The sequence below is a fragment of the Mesorhizobium sp. LMG17149 genome, assembly GCF_024518695.1.
GTDB lineage: Bacteria > Pseudomonadota > Alphaproteobacteria > Rhizobiales > Rhizobiaceae > Mesorhizobium.
Window position 1 is genome coordinate 299,433 of record NZ_JANIFL010000001.1, and the last position, 20,082, is coordinate 319,514.

Genomic DNA, 20,082 nt, shown 5'->3' on the forward strand with positions numbered 1-20,082 from the left:
GTCATATTGCGCTTCAAACCGGCCGCCGCAAGCGACGGCGTGCAACGGGTCAGGGATGTCGAAGAGCAACAACGTCTACAAGGATGCCTACAACCGCTGCCTGCGGCTGCTCGACGAAACGCGCAGCCTGCCTTCTGAGCCGGAACTGGGTACCTTGCTTGGCGTCAGCCGTACCACGGTGCGCACCATTCTCGCGCGCATGGAAGAGACTGGGCTGATCGCCTGGAACAAGCGCGCCAAGACGGTGCTGCGCGAACCGCGTCCGGATGATTTCTTCCCCGAGGAGGAGACCGACACGCTGGCCGAGATCATCGAACGGTCGTTCATGCGTCGGCTGCTCGCCGGCGGCGCCGAAGCCGGCATGCAGATCAACGAACTCGAACTGGCGCGTGAGATCGGCGTCGGCACCACCAGCGTGCGCGAGTTCCTGATCCGCTTCTCCCGCTTCGGCCTGATCGAGAAGCGCCGCAACAGCCATTGGGTGCTGAAGGGCTTTACCCGCGCCTTCGCGCTGGAGCTGACCGAAATCCGCGAAATGTTCGAATTGCGCTCGGCGGCTGCCTTTGCCGCTTTACCGCAGGACAGCGCGGTCTGGACCGATCTCGACCGCCTGGAAGACGAGCATCGCCAGTTGGCAAACGACATCGCTGCCCGCTTCACCGAGTTCTCCGAACTCGACGAGCGCTTCCACCGGCTCATCCACCGGGCGTCGCGCAACCGCTTCATCGTCGATTTCTACGATGTCATCGCCATGATCTTCCACTATCATTACCAGTGGAACAAGGCGCAGGAACGCGAGCGCAACGAAGTCGCCATCGGTGAGCATCTGGTCTACATAGAGGCGCTGAAATCGCGCGACCTCGGCAAGGTCGACGCCGCTTGCCGCAAGCACCTGAAGTCGGCACGCCAGACATTGCTGACCTCGATCCCGGAGAGCCGGTCGCTGCAAAAACACTGAGCCGCATCGCGGCTCGGAGTCTTGTTTCATGCATGTCGTCGTCCCAAAACCGCTATACACTTTTGGGCGACATGCATTGACCCTGCCGCGTTGGCGCCGCGGCGATTTGGCGATTTTCCACCCGCCGGCCCCGTGCTAGGAATGTCGCATTGCTGCGAAGAGGCAGGGCTTTGAGCGTATCGAGGAGACGGTGGAGCATGCCGGTCGCGCTGGTCGCGGCCTATCTGCTGTTGCTCCAGTCGACGCTCGGAGCATTCGCCTTCGGCACCGGTTCCAATGCATCGCAGCTCGATGCGTTCGGCAACGTCATCTGCACCCATGAGGGCGCAGCCCAGCTTCCCGGCGGCAACCAGCAGCCGTCCCATCTTCCGGCATGCTGCGTGCTCGGCTGCAGCATGGTTTCGGCGGCCTTTGCGCCGCCGCCCGGTGCTGGCCTGGCGCTGGGCAGCCTTTCCTTCAAAACGGTCGCCTTTGTTTTTCCGGCGGCCATCCATCTCGACTTTGCGCGTGAGCGCTCGCCGTCGAACCCGCGCGCGCCGCCGCTGACGGCCTGAGCCTGTTTGCCCGGCGGAACTTTTCGTGGGCGTACCCATCCAAAGATCAAACTGCTCGCGACCGGCAACGGCGCGACCATCACTTCATGGAGCAACCATGTCCTATTTTTTCCCTGACGCCGCGCGTCCTGCGCCAGGCGGCATTCTACGCGGCATCGAAGAGCGTGTCGGCATTGCCGTGCTGGCTCTTGCGCTGCTGTTCACAGGCGCCCAGTCCGTCCTCGCGCATGAGTTCAAACTTGGCGATCTCGAGATCGGCCACCCCTGGTCGCGCGCCACACCTGCCGGTGCCAAAGTGGCCGGGGGTTATTTCACCGTCACCAACAATGGCAGTGCACCGGACCGGCTGGTGTCGATTTCGTCCGATGTTTCTGAAAAGGCCGAGCTGCATGAGATGGGCGTCAAGGACGGCGTCATGACCATGCGGCCGGTTGCCGGCGGCCTGGAAATTCCGGCCGGCGGCAAGGTCGCGCTTGCGCCTGGCGGCTATCATTTGATGTTCATCGGCCTGAAGCGGCAACCCAAACAGGGCGAAAAGTTCTCCGCCGTCCTGACCTTCGAAAAGGCCGGCGCCGTCAGCGTCGATTTCGCTGTCGAAGGCATGGGCGGTGGCGCCATGGACGATCACGCCAATTAACCGCGCCAGTTCGACAAATTTTGAAAATCCGAGGGACCATCATGAACAAATATGTTTTGTCGGCCGGCGCACTTCTCGCGCTCGGAACCAGCGCCGCCTTCGCGCATATCACGTTCGAAACCCAGGAGGCGGCGGTCGGCTCGACCTACAAGGCCGTTCTGCGCGTGCCGCATGGCTGCGAAGGCAAGGCGACGACCGCCGTGCGCGTGCAGATTCCGGAAGGGGTGATCGCGGTGAAGCCGATGCCGAAGCCTGGCTGGACGCTACAGACCAAGAAGGGCAAGTACGACAAATCCTACCAACTCTACGGTCAGGCGGTGACCGACGGGGTCAAGGAGGTCGACTGGAGCGCCGGCAGCCTGCCCGATGAATTCTACGACGAGTTCGTCTTCCGCGCGACGTTGACGGCGGATCTCCCGGCGGGCCAAAAACTCTACTTCCCGGTGGTGCAGGAATGCGACGGCGCCGCCGATCGCTGGATCGAGATCCCAGCGGCAGGGCAGGATGAAGACGCGCTGGAAAGCCCGGCACCCGGCATCAAGCTGCTGCCGAAGAAATGATCTCCCAAGCGGCGCGCCCTTTCGAGCGCGCCGCTCCTTTTCGTGGCGGTGACATGAGCACGACCTCCTTCCTGCAAACGGCTTCCATGACCGGCCAACGCGCCGGCCGGCTTGCCGCCGGCCTGTTGGCCGTGATCGTGTTTCTTGCCAGCCTTGCCGTGTCGGATCAGGCCTTTGCCCATGCCGCGCTGGTCAAGACCGACCCGGCCGACGGCGCGGTGCTGGCACAGGGGCCGGCGCAGTTCTCGCTGACCTTCAGCGAGCCGGTCTCGCCTCTGGTGCTGACGCTGGTGAAGCCCGACGGCAAGCCGGTTCCGCTAACGTCATTCCGGCTCAGCGACCAGACCGTCGAGATCGACAATCCGCAGCCACTCAAGTCCGGCACGCATGTCTTGAGCTGGCGCGTCATCTCCGCAGACGGTCATCCCGTCGGCGGATCGCTGCTGTTTTCCATCGGCGCGCCCAGCGAGCCGCCCACCGTATCCGAAGCCGTCGACTGGCCGTTGCGGTCGGCTATCTGGACGGGCAAAATCTTTCTCTACGTCGGCCTTTTCCTCGGCGTTGGCGGCGCCTTCGCGCTTGCCTGGTTGGCCGGAAGTGGCCGTGCCGGGCAGCGCTTCGTTGCAGCTGCAATCCTGAGCGGGCTGGTCGCGTCGTGCCTGTCGCTCGGCTTGCAAGGTCTGGACGCATTGGGGGCGCCGCTCTCCCATCTGGCACAATCGGTCGTCTGGCGGACCGGGCTCGGCACCAGTTTCGGCTGGACAGTGCTGGTCGCGCTGATCGCGCTGGGCCTTGGCCTGCTGTCGCTGGCCGGTCCCCGCGCCACCGCCAAACCATTGGCGCTGGCCGGCCTGGCCGGGGTGGGGGTTGCCCTTGCCGCCAGCGGCCATGCCAGTGCCGCCGAGCCGCAATGGCTGACGCGGCCGATGGTGTTCCTGCATGCCGTCTGCATCGCGTTGTGGGCCGGCGCATTGATCCCACTCGGGCTGGCGCTGAAGGGGCAATCGGCGGGGGCCACGCCATTCCTGCGGCGGTTTTCTTGGGCGATCCTGCCCGTGGTGGCCGTGCTTGCCGCTGCCGGCATCGTGCTTGCCGTCATCCAGGTGCAGACACCCGCGGCTTTGGTCGAGACCGCCTATGGAAGGCTGCTGCTTATCAAGCTGGGGCTGCTGGTCTTTCTGTTCACGCTTGCTGCCGTCAATCGCTGGAAACTCACCGCATCGGCCGAGGCGGGATCGACGGAAGTTCAACGCAGGCTGGTCCGCTCGATCGGCGTCGAGATGTTGATCGTGTTGGCGATTTTCGGCGTTGCCGCGGGCTGGCGCTTCACACCGCCGCCCCGAGCCCTGGCGATTGCGGCAGCGCAACCGGTGTCGGTTCATATCCACGCGCTGCAAGCGATGGCCGATCTCAGCATCACTCCCGGCCATGCCGGCCCGGTCGTTGCCTCGATGGTCATCATGAGCGGCGATTTCGGCCCGCTCGACGCCAAGGAGGTGACGCTTGTGCTGTCAAAACCCGATTCCGGCATCGAGCCGCTGAAGCGCGCTGCGAGCAAGCCCGGCGACGGCAGCTGGCGCGTCGACAACCTCGTCATCCCGGTGCCGGGCCGGTGGACGGTGCGCATCGACATCCTGGTCTCGGACTTCGAGATGGTGAAGATCGAGGCGCCCGTCGATATCAGGCCGTAGCGTCGGCCTTATGGTCCTCACGAAATAGCACCCGCAAAAAGGAGCGACCCAGTCGGCAAATGACGACTGTCAAAATGGTCGCTTTCGTTCGACCTTGGCGGCCATCACTTCGGTTTCGATGCCAATCGCGGTCGTCTCGCCCTATCGAGGCGCATTGGCAAGGGCAAGCTAGGACAAATCGCATGAAGAAGGATCAACGCCTCTCCACTGCGGGGAACGAGAATGCCGGGCGCAACAGGCGACCACCAAACCTCAAGGCGCTGGCTGCGCACAACGACCTTGGCGCTCTCATCGAAAAACTTGATCGTGATCCGACGGAGCCGATGCCTGTCGACATCATCAATCATCTCAGCCTGGGCCGATTTCCGGACGCCCGCAAGGTGGCTGAGCGGGTCTCTGCGCCGAAGGGCTATGTGCCGCGATTGGAATCGAGGCTCAACCTGCCTGTTGCGAAGGCCGTCGCGCGGCCTGAGGGCAAGCCGACGCGCACGGGCAGGCGAAACGAGGATCTGCTCAAGGCCTATGTTCCTCGCCATCTCGCCGTGCGAACGGTCCCACGGTTGCGACCGTTCTTTGCTGGACCGGACGGCGATATTGCCGTCAAGCGGTCGGGGCTTACGGCTATCGGCATGGATCTGGTGGCGTTTCCCTGGTCGGCGATAGGCCACATCCGCACCTTCTCCGAAGGCAAGGAGCTTCCAGGAGGCACCGCCTTCATGGTTGGGCCGAACCTGTTGATGACAGCCAGCCATGTCATGCCGTGGGACTACAGCGGCAACTGTCAAATCGAATTCACGCCGGCTATGTACCCGGGTCACTCCCCTCGCTTCGGCTCCACATGGGTCAGCGACTGGTATGGCGTCAGGCATGACGGCTTCTGGGATATGGCGTTCAAAGCGGATGCCAGCGACTATGCAATCTGCAGGACGATTGATCCGATTGGCAACGTCTGCGGCTGGCTGGGTACGCAGGCCTTCGACGACCACGATGAGTATTTCGACCATCTTTACATGAGCGCTGGCTATCCTGATTTCGCCGCCGGATACCCGGCTGTCGAGCCGGCTGCCTTCATCAGAGATGTCGACGGAGACAAGCATGCGCGCGAGCTTGAAACGACAAACTTCGCCGGCCACGGGTGGTCGGGAGGACCTCTGTTCGGCTTCATCCGCGACGACTGGCGCGTCGTGGGAGTTTGCCATGGCCAGGAAACCGAGTTCGTGGTTCCCTTCCCGCCTTGGAACCCGCCTTGGAATGTGAATCTGCTCTTTGCCGGAGGGGACGCAATGGTGGATTTGGTCTACCATGGCTATGCCAACTACAATTTCTGAACCCGCTTTTCCCTCGACGCCGGCACCTGAATTTCCCGGCGGCTGCGCCAATTGCCAATCTTCTCGGGCTCTGGTCTTCACGTTCGATCCGCGCAACACAATTCGGCGAGGCGGTTGACGCGGCCCGAAAGGCCCGTCAATCATCCCGTGAAGAATGGCATCCCGTGATGAATGGGCACCCCCGCAAATCGCGGGCTCGAACCAACAAGATCCGAAAGCAGGGAAGAAACGATGGAAAATGCCGAAATCGGCCTGATCGGCCTTGGCACGATGGGCTCCAACCTGGCGCTCAACATCGCCGAGCACGGGCACCGCCTCGCTGTCTTCAACCGCACCAGGGCGCGCACCGACGCTTTCATCGAGAATGCCGGCGCGCTCAGGGACATGGTCGTGCCCTGCTACAGCCTGGAAGAGCTTGCCGCCGCGATCCGGCCGCCGCGCCCGATCATCATCATGGTGCTGGCCGGCAAGCCGGTCGACGAACAGATCGCGGCTCTGCGCGGCGTTCTGTCGGCCAACGACATCGTCATCGACGCCGGCAATGCCAATTTCCGCGACACGATGCGGCGCTTCTCCGAGCTTTCCGGCTCGGATCTCACCTTCATCGGCATGGGCGTGTCCGGCGGCGAGGAGGGCGCGCGCCACGGGCCGTCGATCATGGTCGGCGGTACGGAGGACTCGTGGAAGCGCGTCGAGAAGGTGCTGACGGCGATCTCCGCCAAGTTCAAGGACGAACCCTGCGCGGCATGGCTCGGCACCGACGGCGCCGGGCATTTCGTCAAGACCATCCACAACGGCATCGAATATGCCGACATGCAGATGATCGCCGAAATTTACGGCATCTTGCGCGACGGCCTGGGCATGGGGCCGAAGGACATCGGCACGGTGTTTTCCAACTGGAACAAGGGCCGGCTCAATTCCTACCTGATCGAGATCACCGCCAAGGTGCTGGCATCAGACGATCCGAAGACCGGCAAGCCGGTGGTCGACATCATCCTCGACCGCGCCGGCCAGAAGGGCACCGGCAAATGGTCGGTCATCGAGGCGCAGCAACTCGGCATTCCGGCGACGGCGATCGAGGCGGCGGTGGCGGCGCGCGTGCTTTCGTCGATCAAGGACGAGCGGCTGGCGGCGGAAAAGGCCTATGGCAGCGCCGGCGTGACGAAGATTTCCGGTGACAAGGATGCCTTGCTGAAAGATCTGGAACTGGCGCTGTTCGCCGGCAAGATCGCCGCCTACGCCCAAGGATTCGCGGTGATGAGCGGCGCTTCCAAGGAATTCAACTGGAACCTGCCGATGCCGACCATCGCCAGGATCTGGCGCGCCGGCTGCATCATCCGCTCGCAGATGCTCGACACCATGGCGGAAGCCTTCAGCAAGGGCGGCGCCTCGACCAACCTCCTGATGGCCCCGGCCTTCATCGCGCTGATGCAGGAGGCGCATCCGTCGCTGCGCCGCATCGTGGCGAGGGCTTCGGAGGCCGGTTCGCCGGTGCCGGCGCTGTCTTCCGCACTTGCCTATTTCGACAGCTACCGCCAGGGCCGCGGCACCTCGAACCTGATCCAGGCGCAGCGCGACTTCTTCGGCGCGCACGGCTTCGAGCGCATCGACGACAAGGGCGCGTTCCATGGGCCGTGGGGAAGCGGTGCGGCTGGCTAGCCCAAGGGCCTAAACGGAAACCGGCGGGCTGAACGCCCGAACCTCGCTGGTGGCGACCAGGCGCTGCAACGAGCCGGGTGCGGCGCCGCCGATCCAGCCGAGCACGGAGCGGGCGAGATCGGAGCCGGCCAGGCGGAAGTTCTCGTTGACGACGAGCAATTCCGGCCGGAACAGGTGCAACAGGTCCGACGACTGCTTGGACACGACATCGACGTCGCGGCCAAGCTTGAGGCCGGCATCCTCGATGCCGGCGACGATCGCCAGTGTCGCGGCGGCAGCGCTGCTGACGAAGCCGTCCGGCCTGTTCTCGCGACGCATCACCTGCGCGGTCCTGGTCCTGATCTGCTCGATCGTGTGATCGATGGAAACGGTGTTGAACGGAATTTCGCTGGCTCCGACCTCGCTCAGCGCATCGGCAAAGCCGTTCAGCGTGTGGCCATAATAGGTCAGCCCGGGCGGCGGCGACAGAAGCGCCAGCTTGTGCCTGCCCATACTCGCCAGGCGGCGCACGGCTTCCATCGCGAAAACATGGTTGTCGAAGTCATGGTAGGGATGGACGAGGCCCATGTCGGTGCGGCCATGCGTGGCAAAGGGCATGCCGTGCTCGAGCATGTAGCGGGCGCGCGGATCGTTCGGTTGGGTGCGCGAAATGATGACTCCGTCGGCCGAGCCGGTCTCGACGAGATAGCGGATCGGCTCCATCGGATCCTGCGAGCGGGAATAGGGCGTGACGATCAGGTGATAGGGCGTTTCGGCAAGCACTTCCGAAACGCCGTAGATGATGTCCGAGACGAAGCTCATGATCTCGCGGTCGGTGTTGAGCACGAGGCTGATGACATTGGTCCTGCCGGTGCGCAGACGCACGCCGGCGCGGTTCGGCCGGTAGCCGATCTGCTTGGCGACGAGCTGGACGCGGCGCCTGGTTTCGGCGCCGATTTCCGGGGCATCCTTCAAGGCGCGTGACACGGTGGTGACGCCGAGCCCGGTCATGAAGGCAAGCGTCTTCAACGTCGGCCGTCCCTGTGCCGAGGTCTCCCCGTTCTTGTCCGTACGCTGTCTGTCCATTCGTCCCGCCCGTCAGGCGCATAGCAGCCGCGAGCCATGTCGGCAATCGCCGTCATGGCGATACGATATGCGTTCCAGCCCCGGTAAAGTCTCAATATACTGAAACGTTACAGATTGCCATATCGAGTTACATGTCCCTCGCCCACGAGGTGGATGGTTCTTTTGCGAAACGCTTGGGATTCCAGGAGAAATCGCCTCTGCCGCCGCCTTTTGCCCGTATCAGGCGGGCATTTCGGTGTTTGCGCCGCAGCAAACCATGCTGCAGTGCATGAGAAGCGCGACCATTCATGCGAATTTGTTCGCGGTCCGAAAAAATATCGAGGGCGCTTCGTTGATGGGTTGCACAGCCCGCGCAATTGCCGTATCGAAAATCTGTAACGTTTCAGATTCTGGGAGGAGCCGAAATGCGATACAGATTTTTGACCGCTGCGCTGGCAGCGACGGCCGGGTTGCAGTTTGCCGGCCATGCGGCCGCGACGGACCTGGAAGTCACCCATTGGTGGACGTCGGGCGGCGAGGCGGCGGCGGTTGCGGAACTTGCCAAGGCATTCGATGCGACCGGCAACCACTGGGTGGACGGCGCCATTGCCGGCTCCGGCGGCACGGCGCGGCCAATCATGATCAGCCGCATCACCGGTGGCGATCCGATGGGCGCCACGCAATTCAACCATGGCCGGCAGGCGGAAGAGTTGGTGCAGGCCGGCCTGATGCGCGACCTCACCGATGTCGCCACCAGGGGCAAGTGGACTGATGTCGTCCGGCCGAAGAGCCTGCTCGACGGCTGCACCATCGACGGCAAGATTTATTGCGTGCCCGTCAACATCCATTCCTGGCAGTGGTTGTGGCTGTCCAACGAGGCCTTCGAGAAGGCCGGCGTGCCGTTGCCGAAGGACTGGAATGAATTCGTGGCGGCAGCGCCGGCGCTGGAAAAGGCCGGCATCATCCCGCTCGCCGTCGGCGGACAGGCCTGGCAATCCTCCGGTGCCTTCGACGTCCTGCTTGCGGCTGTGGGCGGCACGGACACATTCCTCAAGGTCTACAAGGACAAGGATGCCAAGTTCGCCGCCGGGCCCGAAGTCGCCAAGGTCTTCAAGGCCGCGGACGATGCCCGCAAGATGGCGAAGAACACCAATGTGCAGGACTGGAACCAGGCGACCAACCTAGTCATCACCGGCAAGGCCGCTGGCCAGATCATGGGCGACTGGGCACAGGGCGAGTTCCAGGTTGCCGGCAAGACCGCGGGCAAGGATTACACCTGCCTGCCGGGCCTTGGGCTGAACGAGGTGATAGCCACGGGCGGTGACGCCTTCTACTTCCCGCTGCTCAAGGATGCCGACAAGAGCAAGGCGCAGGAGGTGCTGGCCGAGACGCTGCTCGATCCCAAGACGCAGGTTGCCTTCAATCTGAAGAAGGGATCCCTGCCGGTGCGCGGCGACGTCGATCTCAATGCGGCCAACGACTGCATGAAGAAGGGCCTCGCCATCCTTGCCAAGGGCGCCGTCATGCCGTGGACGGACCAACTGCTTTCACAGGACACCCAGAAACAGAAGGAAGACCTTTTCGCGGAATTCTTCGCCAAGCCGGAACTGACCGTCGAAGACGCGCAGAAGCGCTTCGCCGACCTCATCGCTTCGGCGGACTGACGCTGGAGGCAACCCGCCTCGCTCCCGGCCTTGCGAATGCAGGGCCGGGAATGCACCCGCCCTTACCCAGCCGGCTGACGAGATGAGCAAGAGCGAACGCCCCAACCTTCTGTTCCGCAACCTCAATGCGAAGGTCGCCTCGATCCCGATGATCCTCACCGCCATGGTGGTTTTCGTCGGCGGCACCGTTTGGACGGTGCTCTATTCCTTCACCAATTCGAAGCTCCTGCCGCGCCTGAATTTCGTCGGGCTCGACCAGTATTACCGCCTGTGGGCGGCGCCGCGCTGGCTGATCTCGATCGAGAACCTGTTGATCTACGGCGCGATCTCGCTGGTGTTCTCGCTGGTCATCGGTTTTCTGCTTGCCGCGCTGCTCGATCAGAAGATCCGCTTCGAGGACACGTTCCGCACCATCTTCCTTTATCCTTTCGCGCTCTCCTTCATCGTCACCGGCCTGGTCTGGCAGTGGTTGCTCAATCCGGATTTCGGCATCCAGCATGTCGTGCGGGACTTAGGCTGGACGAGCTTCAGCTTCGACCCGCTCTATAATTCCAGCATCGTCATCTACGGCATATCGATCGCTGCGCTGTGGCAAGGCACCGGGCTCATCATGTGCCTGATGCTGGCCGGCCTGCGCGGTATCGACGAAGACATCTGGAAGGCGGCGCGCGTGGATGGGATCCCGATGTGGAAGACCTATCTGTTCATCGTCATCCCGATGATGCGGCCGGTCTTCATCACCACGCTCGTCATCATCGCTTCCGGCATCGTCAAGGTCTATGACCTGGTCGTGGCCCAGACCAGCGGCGGCCCGGGCATCGCATCCGAAGTGCCGGCCAAATACGTCTACGACTATATGTTCTTCGCCCAGAACCTCGGCCAGGGTTTTGCCGCCTCGACCATGATGCTGCTCTCGGTGGTGATCGTCATCGTGCCTTGGGCCTATCTCGAGTTCGGGCGACGCAAATGAGCATTGCAGACATCACCGCTCAAGCAAGCGTTGCCGCCGGCGCGCGCCAGGACATCGCAGGGCCCTACGGTCCAAAGCCGCGCCGCATGATTTCGCGCCGCAACGTCTTCCTCTACGGCACATTGTTCGTCATGGCGGTCTACTACCTCTTGCCGCTCTATGTCATGGTCGTCACCTCGCTCAAGGGCATGCCGGAGATCCGGCTCGGCAACATCTTCTCACCGCCGCTCGAGATCACCTTCGAGCCGTGGGTCAAGGCGTGGTCAACGGCCTGCACCGGCCTTAACTGCGACGGGCTCTCGCGCGGCTTCTGGAATTCGGTGCGGATCACCGTGCCGTCGGTGCTGCTGTCGATCGCCATCGCCTCGGTGAATGGTTATGCACTGGCCAATTGGCGCTTCAAGGGCGCCGATACGTTCTTCATCATCCTGATCGTCGGCGCCTTCATTCCCTACCAGGTGATGATCTATCCGATCGTCATCATCCTGCGCGAGATCGGCCTCTATGGCAGCCTCAGCGGGCTGGTGATCGTCCATTCCATTTTCGGCATGCCGATCCTGACGCTGCTGTTCCGCAATTATTTCGCCTCGATGCCGGAAGAGCTGTTCCGGGCGGCACGCGTCGACGGCGCCGGCTTCTGGGGCATCTTCCTGCGCATCATGCTGCCGATGTCGCTGCCGATCTTCGTCGTCGCCATCATCCTGCAGGTGACCGGCATCTGGAACGACTTCCTGTTCGGCGTCGTCTACACCCGCCCCGACACCTATCCGATGACGGTGCAGCTCAACAACATCGTCAATTCGGTGCAAGGCGTGAAGGAGTACAACGTCAACATGGCCGCAACCATCCTGACCGGGCTTGTGCCGCTCATCGTCTACTTCATTTCCGGCAAGCTTTTCGTACGCGGCATCGCCGCCGGCGCGGTGAAGGGGTGACGGCGATGACGGCAGCCAATGATACCAGCGTTTCGATCCAGGACCTGTCGCTGAACTTCGGTGCGGTGACCGTCCTGGAGACGCTCAATCTCGATGTCGCCGATGGCGAGTTCATCGTGCTGCTCGGGCCGTCCGGCTGCGGCAAGTCGACCTTGCTCAACTGCATTGCCGGCCTGCTCGACGTTTCCGAGGGCCGCATCTTCATCAAGGGCAAGAACGTCACCTGGGAAGAGCCCAAGGACCGCGGCATCGGCATGGTGTTCCAGTCCTATGCGCTCTATCCGCAAATGACGGTGGAGAAGAACCTGTCCTTCGGGCTGCGTGTCGCCGGCACGCCAAAAGAAGAGATCGCCAAGCGGATCGCGCGGGCGGCTGAAATCCTGCAGATCGAGCCGCTGCTGCAACGCAAGCCGGCCGCCCTTTCCGGCGGCCAGCGCCAGCGCGTCGCCATCGGACGGGCGCTGGTGCGCGATGTCGACGTGTTCCTGTTCGACGAGCCGCTGTCCAATCTCGATGCCAAGCTGCGCGCCGAACTGCGCGTCGAGATCAAGCTGCTGCATCGCAAGCTGCAGAACACCATGATCTACGTCACCCACGACCAGATCGAGGCGATGACGCTGGCCGACCGCATCGCGGTGATGAAGGGCGGCGTCATCCAGCAGCTCGATGCGCCGCAGACCATTTACAACCGCCCGGTCAACCGCTTCGTCGCCGGCTTCCTCGGCTCGCCCGCAATGAACTTCGTCGATGGCCGCCTGGAAGACGCCGACGGCGGCTGGCGGTTCGCGGCCGAGGATATCAAGATCCCGCTCGGCACTTACGACTTTGCCAAAGCTCCGGCTCCCGGCCCCGTCACATTCGGTATCAGGCCCGAGCATGTCAGTCTGAACAGCGGCACCGGTTGGCCGTTTTCGATAGCCGCCAATGTCGAGGTGGTCGAACCCATGGGCTCCGACACGCTGGTCTGGCTGAAGCTTGCCCGGCAGAATTTCAGCGTCCGAGTGACCTCGGAACGCACGCCCAAGAACGACGAGGCGGTGACGCTTGGCTTCGATCCGATGCGCGCTTCGCTTTTCGACACCGCAACCGGCACACGCATCTAGCTTCCGAGAACCAACCTTCCAATCCCCAAGCGAACGGACAGAGACGATGAATTGGTCATTCCAACTTTACAGCGCCCGCAATTTCCAACCCTGGGACGGTGTGCTCGCCATGCTCGGCAAGCTCGGCTACGCCCAGGTCGAAGGTTTTGGCGGCGTCTATGATGATCCCGGGGCATTCCGTGCCGAGCTCGACAAGAACGGGCTTGCCATGCCGACTGGGCATTTCTCGATCGACGCGCTCGAGAACGATTTCGACGGCGTGCGCAGAACCGCCGACGCACTTGGTATCACGCTGCTCATCTGTCCCTTCCTGATGCCCGATCAGCGGCCATCCGACGTGGCCGGCTGGCGCGGCTTCGGCGAACGCCTGGCCAAAGTCGGCGACGCCGCGAAAAAGGCCGGCTACGGCTTTGCCTGGCACAACCATGATTTCGAGTTCAAGAAACTTGCCGACGGATCGGTGCCGCAGGATCACATCCTGTCATCCGCGCCCGATGTCAGCTGGGAGATGGACGTTGCCTGGGTGGTGCGCGGCGGCGATGAACCGTTGTCGTGGATCGAAAAACACGGCAAGCGCATCAGCGCCGTCCACGTCAAGGACATGGCCAAGCCCGGCGAGGGGCTGGATGAGGATGGCTGGTCGGATGTCGGCCATGGCACCATCGACTGGGCCGGTCTGATCAAGGTGTTGCGTGCCAAGAGTGCTGCCCAATACTACGTCATGGAACAGGACAACCCCAACGACATCGAGCGTTTCGCCCGCCGCTCCATCGCAGCCGCCAAAACATATTAGGAGCAATCAGCATGGCAAAGAAACTTGGCATCGGCGTCATCGGCTGCGGCAACATCTCGAAAGCGTATTTTTCGCTGGCGCCGCTGTTTCGCGGCATCGAAATGCGTGCCTGCGCCGACATCAACATGGAGGCGGCCAAGGCGCGGGCGAAGGAGTTCAAGCTGCGCGCCGACACCGTCGAAGACCTGCTCAGGGCCGACGATATCGACATCATCGTCAACCTGACCATCCCGGCGGTGCACTACGAAGTATCGAAGCAGATCCTCGACGCCGGCAAGCACGTCTATTCGGAAAAGCCGTTCGTGCTGTCGGTCAAGGAAGGGCTCGACCTTAAGAAGCGGGCGGAGAAAAAGGGCCTGCGGATCGGCTCGGCGCCAGACACTTTCCTCGGCGGCGCGCACCAGCTGGTGCGCAACCTGATCGACACCGGCAAGCTTGGCAAGGTCACGAGCGGTACCTGCCATGTCATGGGCCACGGCATGGAGCATTGGCATCCCAATCCGGATTTCTTCTTCCAGCCGGGCGCCGGTCCCGTGCTCGATATCGGGCCTTACTACATCACCAATCTGATCCAGCTGATCGGACCGGTGAAACAGGTCGCGGCCTTCGCGACGACGCCGGCCAAGGAGCGGACGATCAGTTCAAAGCCGCGCGCGGGTGAAAAGATACCGGTCAACACGCCGACGACCATCCATGGGCTGCTGGAGTTCGAGAACGGTGCCGTTATAACGCTCAACACCAGCTGGGACGTCTGGGCCCACGGCCACGCGCCGATGGAACTCTATGGCGAGGCGGGTACGGTGTTCGTGCCGGACCCGAACTTCTTCGGTGGTGACGTTCGCTTCACCGACGCGGCCAAGCCGGTCAAGAAGCTGCCGAACTGGCCGCATCCGTTCGGCGTACCCAACGAGATGCATTCGCAAGGCATGATGGCCAACTACCGCACATCGGGCCTCGCCGACATGGCAGTGGCGATCGCGGAAGGCCGGCCGCACCGCTGTTCGATGGAGCTGGCGCTGCACGCCGTCGACGTGATGACCGGCCTGTTGCGCTCCGGCGAAACCGGCAAGTTCGTCGCCATGCAGACCACCTGCGAACGGCCGGCGGCACTTGGCGTCAAGGAAGCCAAGGCGCTTTTGGCGAAGAAGAAATAGGGCAGCACACCTCAACCCTCTCCCCGTTCCGACGGAGAGAGGGTAAAGGTGAGGGGCAGAGCCAACTCGCCGCGCTGTCGCGATGCAGCCGACCGGCTCGCTGCCATTTGAGGATTTTCCGATGCCCTACACGCCTGCCGAAAACCGCTATGAAAAGATGATCTACAACCGCTGTGGCCGCTCCGGCCTGAAGCTGCCGGCAATCTCGCTCGGCCTGTGGCATAATTTCGGCAACGACACGCCGCACAGGACCAAGCAGGCGATCGCGCGCAAGGCCTTCGACCTCGGCATCACGCATTTCGACCTCGCTAACAATTACGGTCCGCCGCCCGGCTCGGCCGAGACCGCTTTCGGCGAAATCCTGCGCACCGATTTCGCCGCCTACCGCGACGAGCTGATCATCTCGACGAAGGCCGGCTACGAGATGTGGGCCGGACCCTACGGCGAATGGGGCGGGCGCAAATACATTCTGGCCAGCCTCGACCAGAGCCTGAAGCGGATGGGGCTCGACTATGTCGATATCTTCTATTCGCACCGTTTCGACCCCGACACGCCGCTTGAAGAAACGATGGGTGCGCTCGACCATGCCGTGCGCTCGGGCAAGGCGCTCTATGCCGGCATCTCGTCCTACAATTCGCAGCGCACGCGCGAGGCCGCCGATATCTTGAAGCAGCTTGGCACGCCTTGCGTCATCCACCAGCCGAGCTATTCGATGCTGAACCGCTGGGTGGAGGAAGATGGCCTGCTCGACACGCTCGAAGGGCTCGGCGTCGGCTCCATCGTGTTCTCGCCGCTGGCGCAAGGCATGCTGACCAACAAGTATCTCGGCGGCATTCCCGATGGCAGCCGTGCCTCCCAGGGCAAGTCGCTGAAGACAGCCTTCATCAACGACAAGACCATCGCCAACATCAAGGCGCTCGACGCCATCGCCGGCAAGCGCGGGCAGACGCTGGCGCAGATGGCGCTGGCCTGGGTGCTGCGCAAGGGCAGGGTGACATCGGCGCTGATCGGCGCCAGCCGGCCGGAGCAGGTCGAGGACTGCGTCGGCGCACTCAAGGTGCTCGATTTCAGCGATGCCGAACTCGCCGAGATCGACACCTATGCGCGCGAATCCGACATTAATCTGTGGGCGGCTTCCGCCGAGCGCAAAGGCCCGCCGCGAAAATAAGTCCGCTCGAGAAGCCGGCAAGCAAAACGGCGGGAATCTCTCCCGCCGTTTTGCTTGAAAGCGAACAGCGCTGCTTCAGGGCGTTTTCGGTTTCTGGGCGGTGCCCAGTCCCGCCTTGGGCTTTGCCGGCGCCGGAGCCGAGGTCTTCATCTTCGCCTCGATCCAGCCGGTGTAGTTGGCCAGCCGCGTGTAGATGCCGTAGGCCTCCTTGTGGCCGCACGCCGCACTGCCGTCAGCCGGGCCTTCGCCCCAGCTGACGACGCCGACCTGGACCGGGCCTTCGGCACCGGTCATGAACAGCGGGCCGCCGCTGTCGCCGTTGCAGGCATCGCGCACGCCGCTGGTGGTGCCGGCGCAGATCATGTTGCCGGTCAGCGGGTCGGTCATGTCGGCGGCGATCGCATTGGCGGCCGCGTCGATGCCTTTTTCCGAATAGCGCATACGGCGGGACAGATCACCGAGCGCTGCCTTCAGATCACGCGCATAGATGGCCTTGATGCCGCTGTTGCAGGCCTGGTTCGGCTGCAGGTCGAGATCGACAACCATCAGCGTGGTCGGAAAGGTGCCGTCCTGCATCTTGCCCCAGCCGGTGACGGTCGTCTTGCCGGTGTCGGGGGTTGCCTCATGGGCGACCTTGATGGTCGGCGCGTCGGCCGGTTCGGCAAGCCGGAGCAGGGCGAGATCGTTGTCGAGCGTTTGCTCGCTGTAGGCTTCGTTGACGATGACCTCCACCACCTTGTGGCGCTTGCCCTCGCTGAGATCGGTTGCACCGGTCAGCACGGTGACGCTCTCCGGCGAAACCGGCTGACCCTTGTCGTTGAGGCAGTGTGCTGCCGTCAGCACCCATTGCGGCGCGATCAGGCTGCCGCCGCAGAATTGGGCGTTGGCCTGCGAGGCCGGGTTCTCGTCCAGCCTGTCGGTGGTGAGCAGCGCGACCTGGAACGGATAGGCTCCCTTTTCGGCCTGGTTGCCGCCATAGACGCGGTCGGCTGCGTCGGGGTTCTCCGCCGCTGCTTTCGCCCTGGCTTCCGTCACGCGCTTCATTGGCGAGACCGCTGCCTCCGGTCGGGCGACCGCTTCGTCGGCCTGGGTGGAATTGGCTGCCGCAAGGGCGGCTGCGATGCCGAGCAGCGATGCGGCGGCGATCGGCCTGAACCGATGGGTGATGTTCATCTGAAGCCCTCCTGAGATATGTTCCCGAGCGGACCAGCCCCGGCGCATGATCAACAAAGCAAGCCTCAGACTGGTGGTCAGGCCGGGCAGCTTTTGTTGCAGCGGCACGGCAGGGACACCAAGTCAGGCACTGCTTCGCGTATCGCGTTCCTGTGCAGACCCCGTTCAAAACCCTATAGCCCCCCACGGGCTATGTGGAAGCTAATTGTCATTCCAATGTTGTATTAATTTAGGCAATATATCCGCGCCGGTGTCTTTGGCGGGGGCTTTTGACCGACCGCATAGGCGATGGTCATATTTCAAGTGCGGTAACCAAACTCCTTTTTCGACGTCACCACGATCTCGACAATATTTCTGTATTTTGATCCAGTCCTTGCTGACTTTTGGGAGAGTCTCACCATGACAAAACTGACAAACGCACTCATTGTGTCCGCATTGCTTTCCACCGCAATGTGGACGGTCCCGGTTTTCGCCGCCGATCCTGGCTCCGCCAGTGCCGGCAATGGCGAAAGCGCGCGCGACGTGACTTCAGGCGACTACAAGCCCGGGCGGGCAAAGCCGATCGCGCCACCGAAGCTGACCGACGAAGACAGCCGCGCCGCGCCGCTTGCCGACGAGGCAACGGCTGTCAAATCCTACGGCATCGTCGGACGGTCCGCCGATGGCAAGGAGATCAAGATCGAGCCGAGCGAAGCGCTGCGGGAGCTTATCATCAAGGAACTGAACGCTCCGGCCACCGGAAAAGACGGGGCCGAGCGCAAGACCGAGGATCCGGACCTCGGCGAAGGCGAAGCCGGCCGTCAGGTTTTCGGCACCGACGATCGCGAGCAGGTCAAGAACACCAAGACCTATCCGTTCTCGGCAATCGGCTATCTCGAAGCCAAATCACCGAAGACGGGCAGCTTCGGCAGCTGTTCGGCAACGCTGATCGGCCCGCGCACGGTGCTCACCGCCGCGCACTGCCTCTACAGCCATGAGGACAAGGACTGGCTCTCCGACTATCTGTTCGTGCCGGGGCTGAACGGCAGCACGGCCGACGACGCACCGTTCGGCGCCTTCGCCTTCGAAAGCGCCTATGTGCTGCAAGGCTTCATCGACAACTACCAGGGTTATTATGGTTCGGTCCTGCTGTGGGATCTCGGCGTCGTCACGCTAAAGCAGGATGTCGGCACCAATCTCGGCTGGCTGGGCTATGCGAACTATGACGATCTCGGCGACTTCACCGCCAATCTCGTTGGCTATCCCGGCGACAAGCCGACGGGCACGATGTGGAAGGCAAACTGCGAAGTGCATGCCGAAAATATCGCGCCGGAATATTTCCAGTATGACTGCGATACGTTCCCGGGGTCGAGCGGCAGCTCGGTCTATGCCTACGACAACAAGGCCAAGCAGCGCATCGTCACCGGTGTCAACGTGGCGGAAAGCCCCGACGCGAACACCGCCGTGCGCCTGAATGCTGCCAACGTCCAGTGGATCAACAGCCTGTATAAGTAGTCACTGCGCATTCGCGATGGAGACAAAGGCGGCGGCGCAATCCCGCCGCCTTTTTCGCGCCGCTATTTGGCTTCGGCCGTGGGCGGCCCATTGCGCACATAGGTCTCGATTGCCGAGGCGAACGTGGGTGATCCCGCCTTGCGCTGCTTGTCGACATAGCCGGCAAAATAGCTCCAGAACGAGACGGCGTAGTCGCGGAAATAGGCATCGGTCACTTTGCGCGAACACAGGTCGCCATCGACGCAGAAGGACAGACGGTTGAGGAAATAGACTATGCGGTCGAAATTCTCGGTGAAATCGGCGAGCGGCATGTCGCCGCCGGAAGCGGTCATCGCCTCGATGCCTATGCGTTGTCGGAACACCTGCTCCTCGGTTGGCGAGGGGTTGGCGCTGAGCAGATTGTCGTATTTGGCGTTGAGGCCCGTCAGACGATCCTTCAGGGCACGCTGCGCCTGCTGGTAGTCCTTGTTTTCCCAGAGTTCGACCAGCGACATGGTCTGCTCGACGCGCTTCTGCTCCTGGTTGGCCAGGAACTGGTAGACCGAGAACATCAAGGTGAAGATGATGGCGAGACGCACGGCCATGCCCGACCAGGCATAGACCAGCATGCGCCAATCGCGGTCTGTGAAGGGGTTGCTCTCCTTCTTGATCTCGTGGGCGCTTGGCCAAGGGAAACCTTCGGTGGTTTCCGCCAGCGCGGGTTTGCCGGCCGGCGCCTTTGCGGCGGCTGCTGTCTGCCTGGTGTTGCCCGCCGGCTTCTTCATCCGCAGCTGTCCAGTTCAATGGTGGCGGAGGGATCAAGCACGATGCCCGGCGTCTCCAGCTTCTTTTTCAGGCATTGCAACTGCAGGCGCGAAATCATGAACTGTACATCGGGCTCCGCCGCTCCCTTGTTCGGTGACGGCAAGGCTTCGACAACGCCGCGCGAGGCGCAGTTGCTGAGATCGACGACAACGGCGTCGCTGCCGCTTTTGGCGAACTGGTCGTACTGATCGAGAAAACACGTCGCCAGTTCCGAGTTGGTGACGATCTGCTTGACGCACAGGCCGCAGGCCTCGTCCGCCGAAGCGTTGGCGATCAACAACAGGCCGCCGCCAAGGCCAGCCACCGTTCCACGCCAGGAAAACACAGAATTCTTCACAATCGATCCTATCCGTTTCATCCGGCCGTCATGCGCCAGGACGCGGCCGGGAATGT

19 protein-coding genes are annotated in these 20,082 nt (G+C 62.7%); 15 read left to right on the forward strand and 4 right to left on the reverse strand.

Features of this window, described 5'->3' with window-relative positions; all coding sequences use genetic code 11:
• The first annotated feature begins 55 nt into the window (after positions 1-55).
• The 7 genes from NP945_RS01405 (at position 56) to gndA (ending at position 7,387) form a co-directional block, all read left to right on the forward strand.
• Positions 56-958: a GntR family transcriptional regulator gene (locus NP945_RS01405; RefSeq protein WP_127259754.1), complete on the forward strand. Its 903-nt coding sequence runs from the start codon at positions 56-58 to the stop codon at positions 956-958.
• 197 nt (positions 959-1,155) lie between these two features.
• On the forward strand, positions 1,156-1,512 hold the full coding sequence (locus tag NP945_RS01410) for a DUF2946 family protein (protein WP_128307411.1): 357 nt from the start codon (positions 1,156-1,158) through the stop codon (positions 1,510-1,512).
• 97 nt (positions 1,513-1,609) lie between these two features.
• Positions 1,610-2,149 (forward strand): copper chaperone PCu(A)C, encoded by a 540-nt coding sequence (locus NP945_RS01415; protein ID WP_127270813.1) that lies wholly within the window; start codon positions 1,610-1,612, stop codon positions 2,147-2,149.
• 41 nt (positions 2,150-2,190) lie between these two features.
• Positions 2,191-2,709, forward strand: coding sequence for a YcnI family protein (locus NP945_RS01420; protein WP_127328226.1), 519 nt, complete (start codon positions 2,191-2,193; stop codon positions 2,707-2,709).
• Between the two features lie 53 nt (positions 2,710-2,762).
• The gene (locus tag NP945_RS01425; RefSeq protein WP_256745383.1) at positions 2,763-4,400 is read left to right on the forward strand and encodes a copper resistance CopC/CopD family protein; all 1,638 of its coding nucleotides are present in this window, start codon (positions 2,763-2,765) and stop codon (positions 4,398-4,400) included.
• 182 nt (positions 4,401-4,582) lie between these two features.
• Positions 4,583-5,728 (forward strand): serine protease, encoded by a 1,146-nt coding sequence (locus tag NP945_RS01430; RefSeq protein ID WP_256745384.1) that lies wholly within the window; start codon positions 4,583-4,585, stop codon positions 5,726-5,728.
• A 231-nt stretch (positions 5,729-5,959) separates the two neighbouring features.
• Positions 5,960-7,387 (forward strand): NADP-dependent phosphogluconate dehydrogenase, encoded by a 1,428-nt coding sequence (gene gndA, locus NP945_RS01435; RefSeq protein ID WP_256745385.1) that lies wholly within the window; start codon positions 5,960-5,962, stop codon positions 7,385-7,387.
• Positions 7,388-7,396: 9 nt separating this feature from the next.
• Here the strand turns inward: gndA and NP945_RS01440 are convergent, their stop codons facing one another.
• Positions 7,397-8,452 (reverse strand): LacI family DNA-binding transcriptional regulator, encoded by a 1,056-nt coding sequence (locus NP945_RS01440; protein ID WP_023812490.1) that lies wholly within the window; start codon positions 8,450-8,452, stop codon positions 7,397-7,399.
• A gap of 404 nt (positions 8,453-8,856) precedes the next feature.
• Here NP945_RS01440 and NP945_RS01445 point away from each other — a divergent pair, with 404 nt between their 5' ends.
• The 7 genes from NP945_RS01445 to mgrA all read left to right on the forward strand — a co-directional run bounded on the left by NP945_RS01445 (position 8,857) and on the right by mgrA (position 16,218).
• Positions 8,857-10,095, forward strand: coding sequence for an ABC transporter substrate-binding protein (locus tag NP945_RS01445; protein WP_127272131.1), 1,239 nt, complete (start codon positions 8,857-8,859; stop codon positions 10,093-10,095).
• A gap of 82 nt (positions 10,096-10,177) precedes the next feature.
• A complete protein-coding gene (locus tag NP945_RS01450) occupies positions 10,178-11,065 on the forward strand; it encodes a carbohydrate ABC transporter permease (protein WP_027037757.1) in 888 nt (295 codons plus the stop codon).
• Between the two features lie 2 nt (positions 11,066-11,067).
• A complete protein-coding gene (locus NP945_RS01455) occupies positions 11,068-12,000 on the forward strand; it encodes a carbohydrate ABC transporter permease (RefSeq protein WP_372337953.1) in 933 nt (310 codons plus the stop codon).
• 5 nt (positions 12,001-12,005) lie between these two features.
• The gene (locus tag NP945_RS01460) at positions 12,006-13,103 is read left to right on the forward strand and encodes an ABC transporter ATP-binding protein (RefSeq protein WP_256745386.1); all 1,098 of its coding nucleotides are present in this window, start codon (positions 12,006-12,008) and stop codon (positions 13,101-13,103) included.
• Between the two features lie 46 nt (positions 13,104-13,149).
• Positions 13,150-13,896, forward strand: a complete 747-nt coding sequence (locus tag NP945_RS01465; RefSeq protein WP_256745387.1) for a sugar phosphate isomerase/epimerase — start codon at positions 13,150-13,152, stop codon at positions 13,894-13,896.
• Positions 13,897-13,907: 11 nt separating this feature from the next.
• Positions 13,908-15,050 carry a Gfo/Idh/MocA family protein gene (locus NP945_RS01470; protein ID WP_256745388.1) on the forward strand — a complete coding sequence of 381 codons (1,143 nt, stop codon included), beginning with the start codon at positions 13,908-13,910 and terminating at the stop codon, positions 15,048-15,050.
• 121 nt (positions 15,051-15,171) lie between these two features.
• Entirely contained in the window at positions 15,172-16,218 is a 1,047-nt protein-coding gene (mgrA, locus tag NP945_RS01475; RefSeq protein WP_256745389.1) for an L-glyceraldehyde 3-phosphate reductase, read from the forward strand.
• A gap of 75 nt (positions 16,219-16,293) precedes the next feature.
• Here mgrA and NP945_RS01480 read toward each other — a convergent pair whose 3' ends face one another.
• Positions 16,294-17,391, reverse strand: coding sequence for a serine protease (locus NP945_RS01480; protein WP_256745390.1), 1,098 nt, complete (start codon positions 17,389-17,391; stop codon positions 16,294-16,296).
• 399 nt (positions 17,392-17,790) lie between these two features.
• On the opposite strand from NP945_RS01480, the gene NP945_RS01485 reads away from it, so the two are divergent.
• Positions 17,791-18,885, forward strand: coding sequence for a serine protease (locus NP945_RS01485; RefSeq protein WP_256745391.1), 1,095 nt, complete (start codon positions 17,791-17,793; stop codon positions 18,883-18,885).
• Positions 18,886-18,947: 62 nt separating this feature from the next.
• On the opposite strand, the gene NP945_RS01490 is transcribed toward NP945_RS01485, so the two are convergent.
• On the reverse strand, positions 18,948-19,649 hold the full coding sequence (locus NP945_RS01490) for a hypothetical protein (RefSeq protein ID WP_256745392.1): 702 nt from the start codon (positions 19,647-19,649) through the stop codon (positions 18,948-18,950).
• Entirely contained in the window at positions 19,646-20,026 is a 381-nt protein-coding gene (locus tag NP945_RS01495) for a hypothetical protein (protein WP_027037745.1), read from the reverse strand. Before NP945_RS01495 ends, NP945_RS01490 begins: the two co-directional genes overlap by 4 nt.
• Positions 20,027-20,082: the final 56 nt, after the last annotated feature.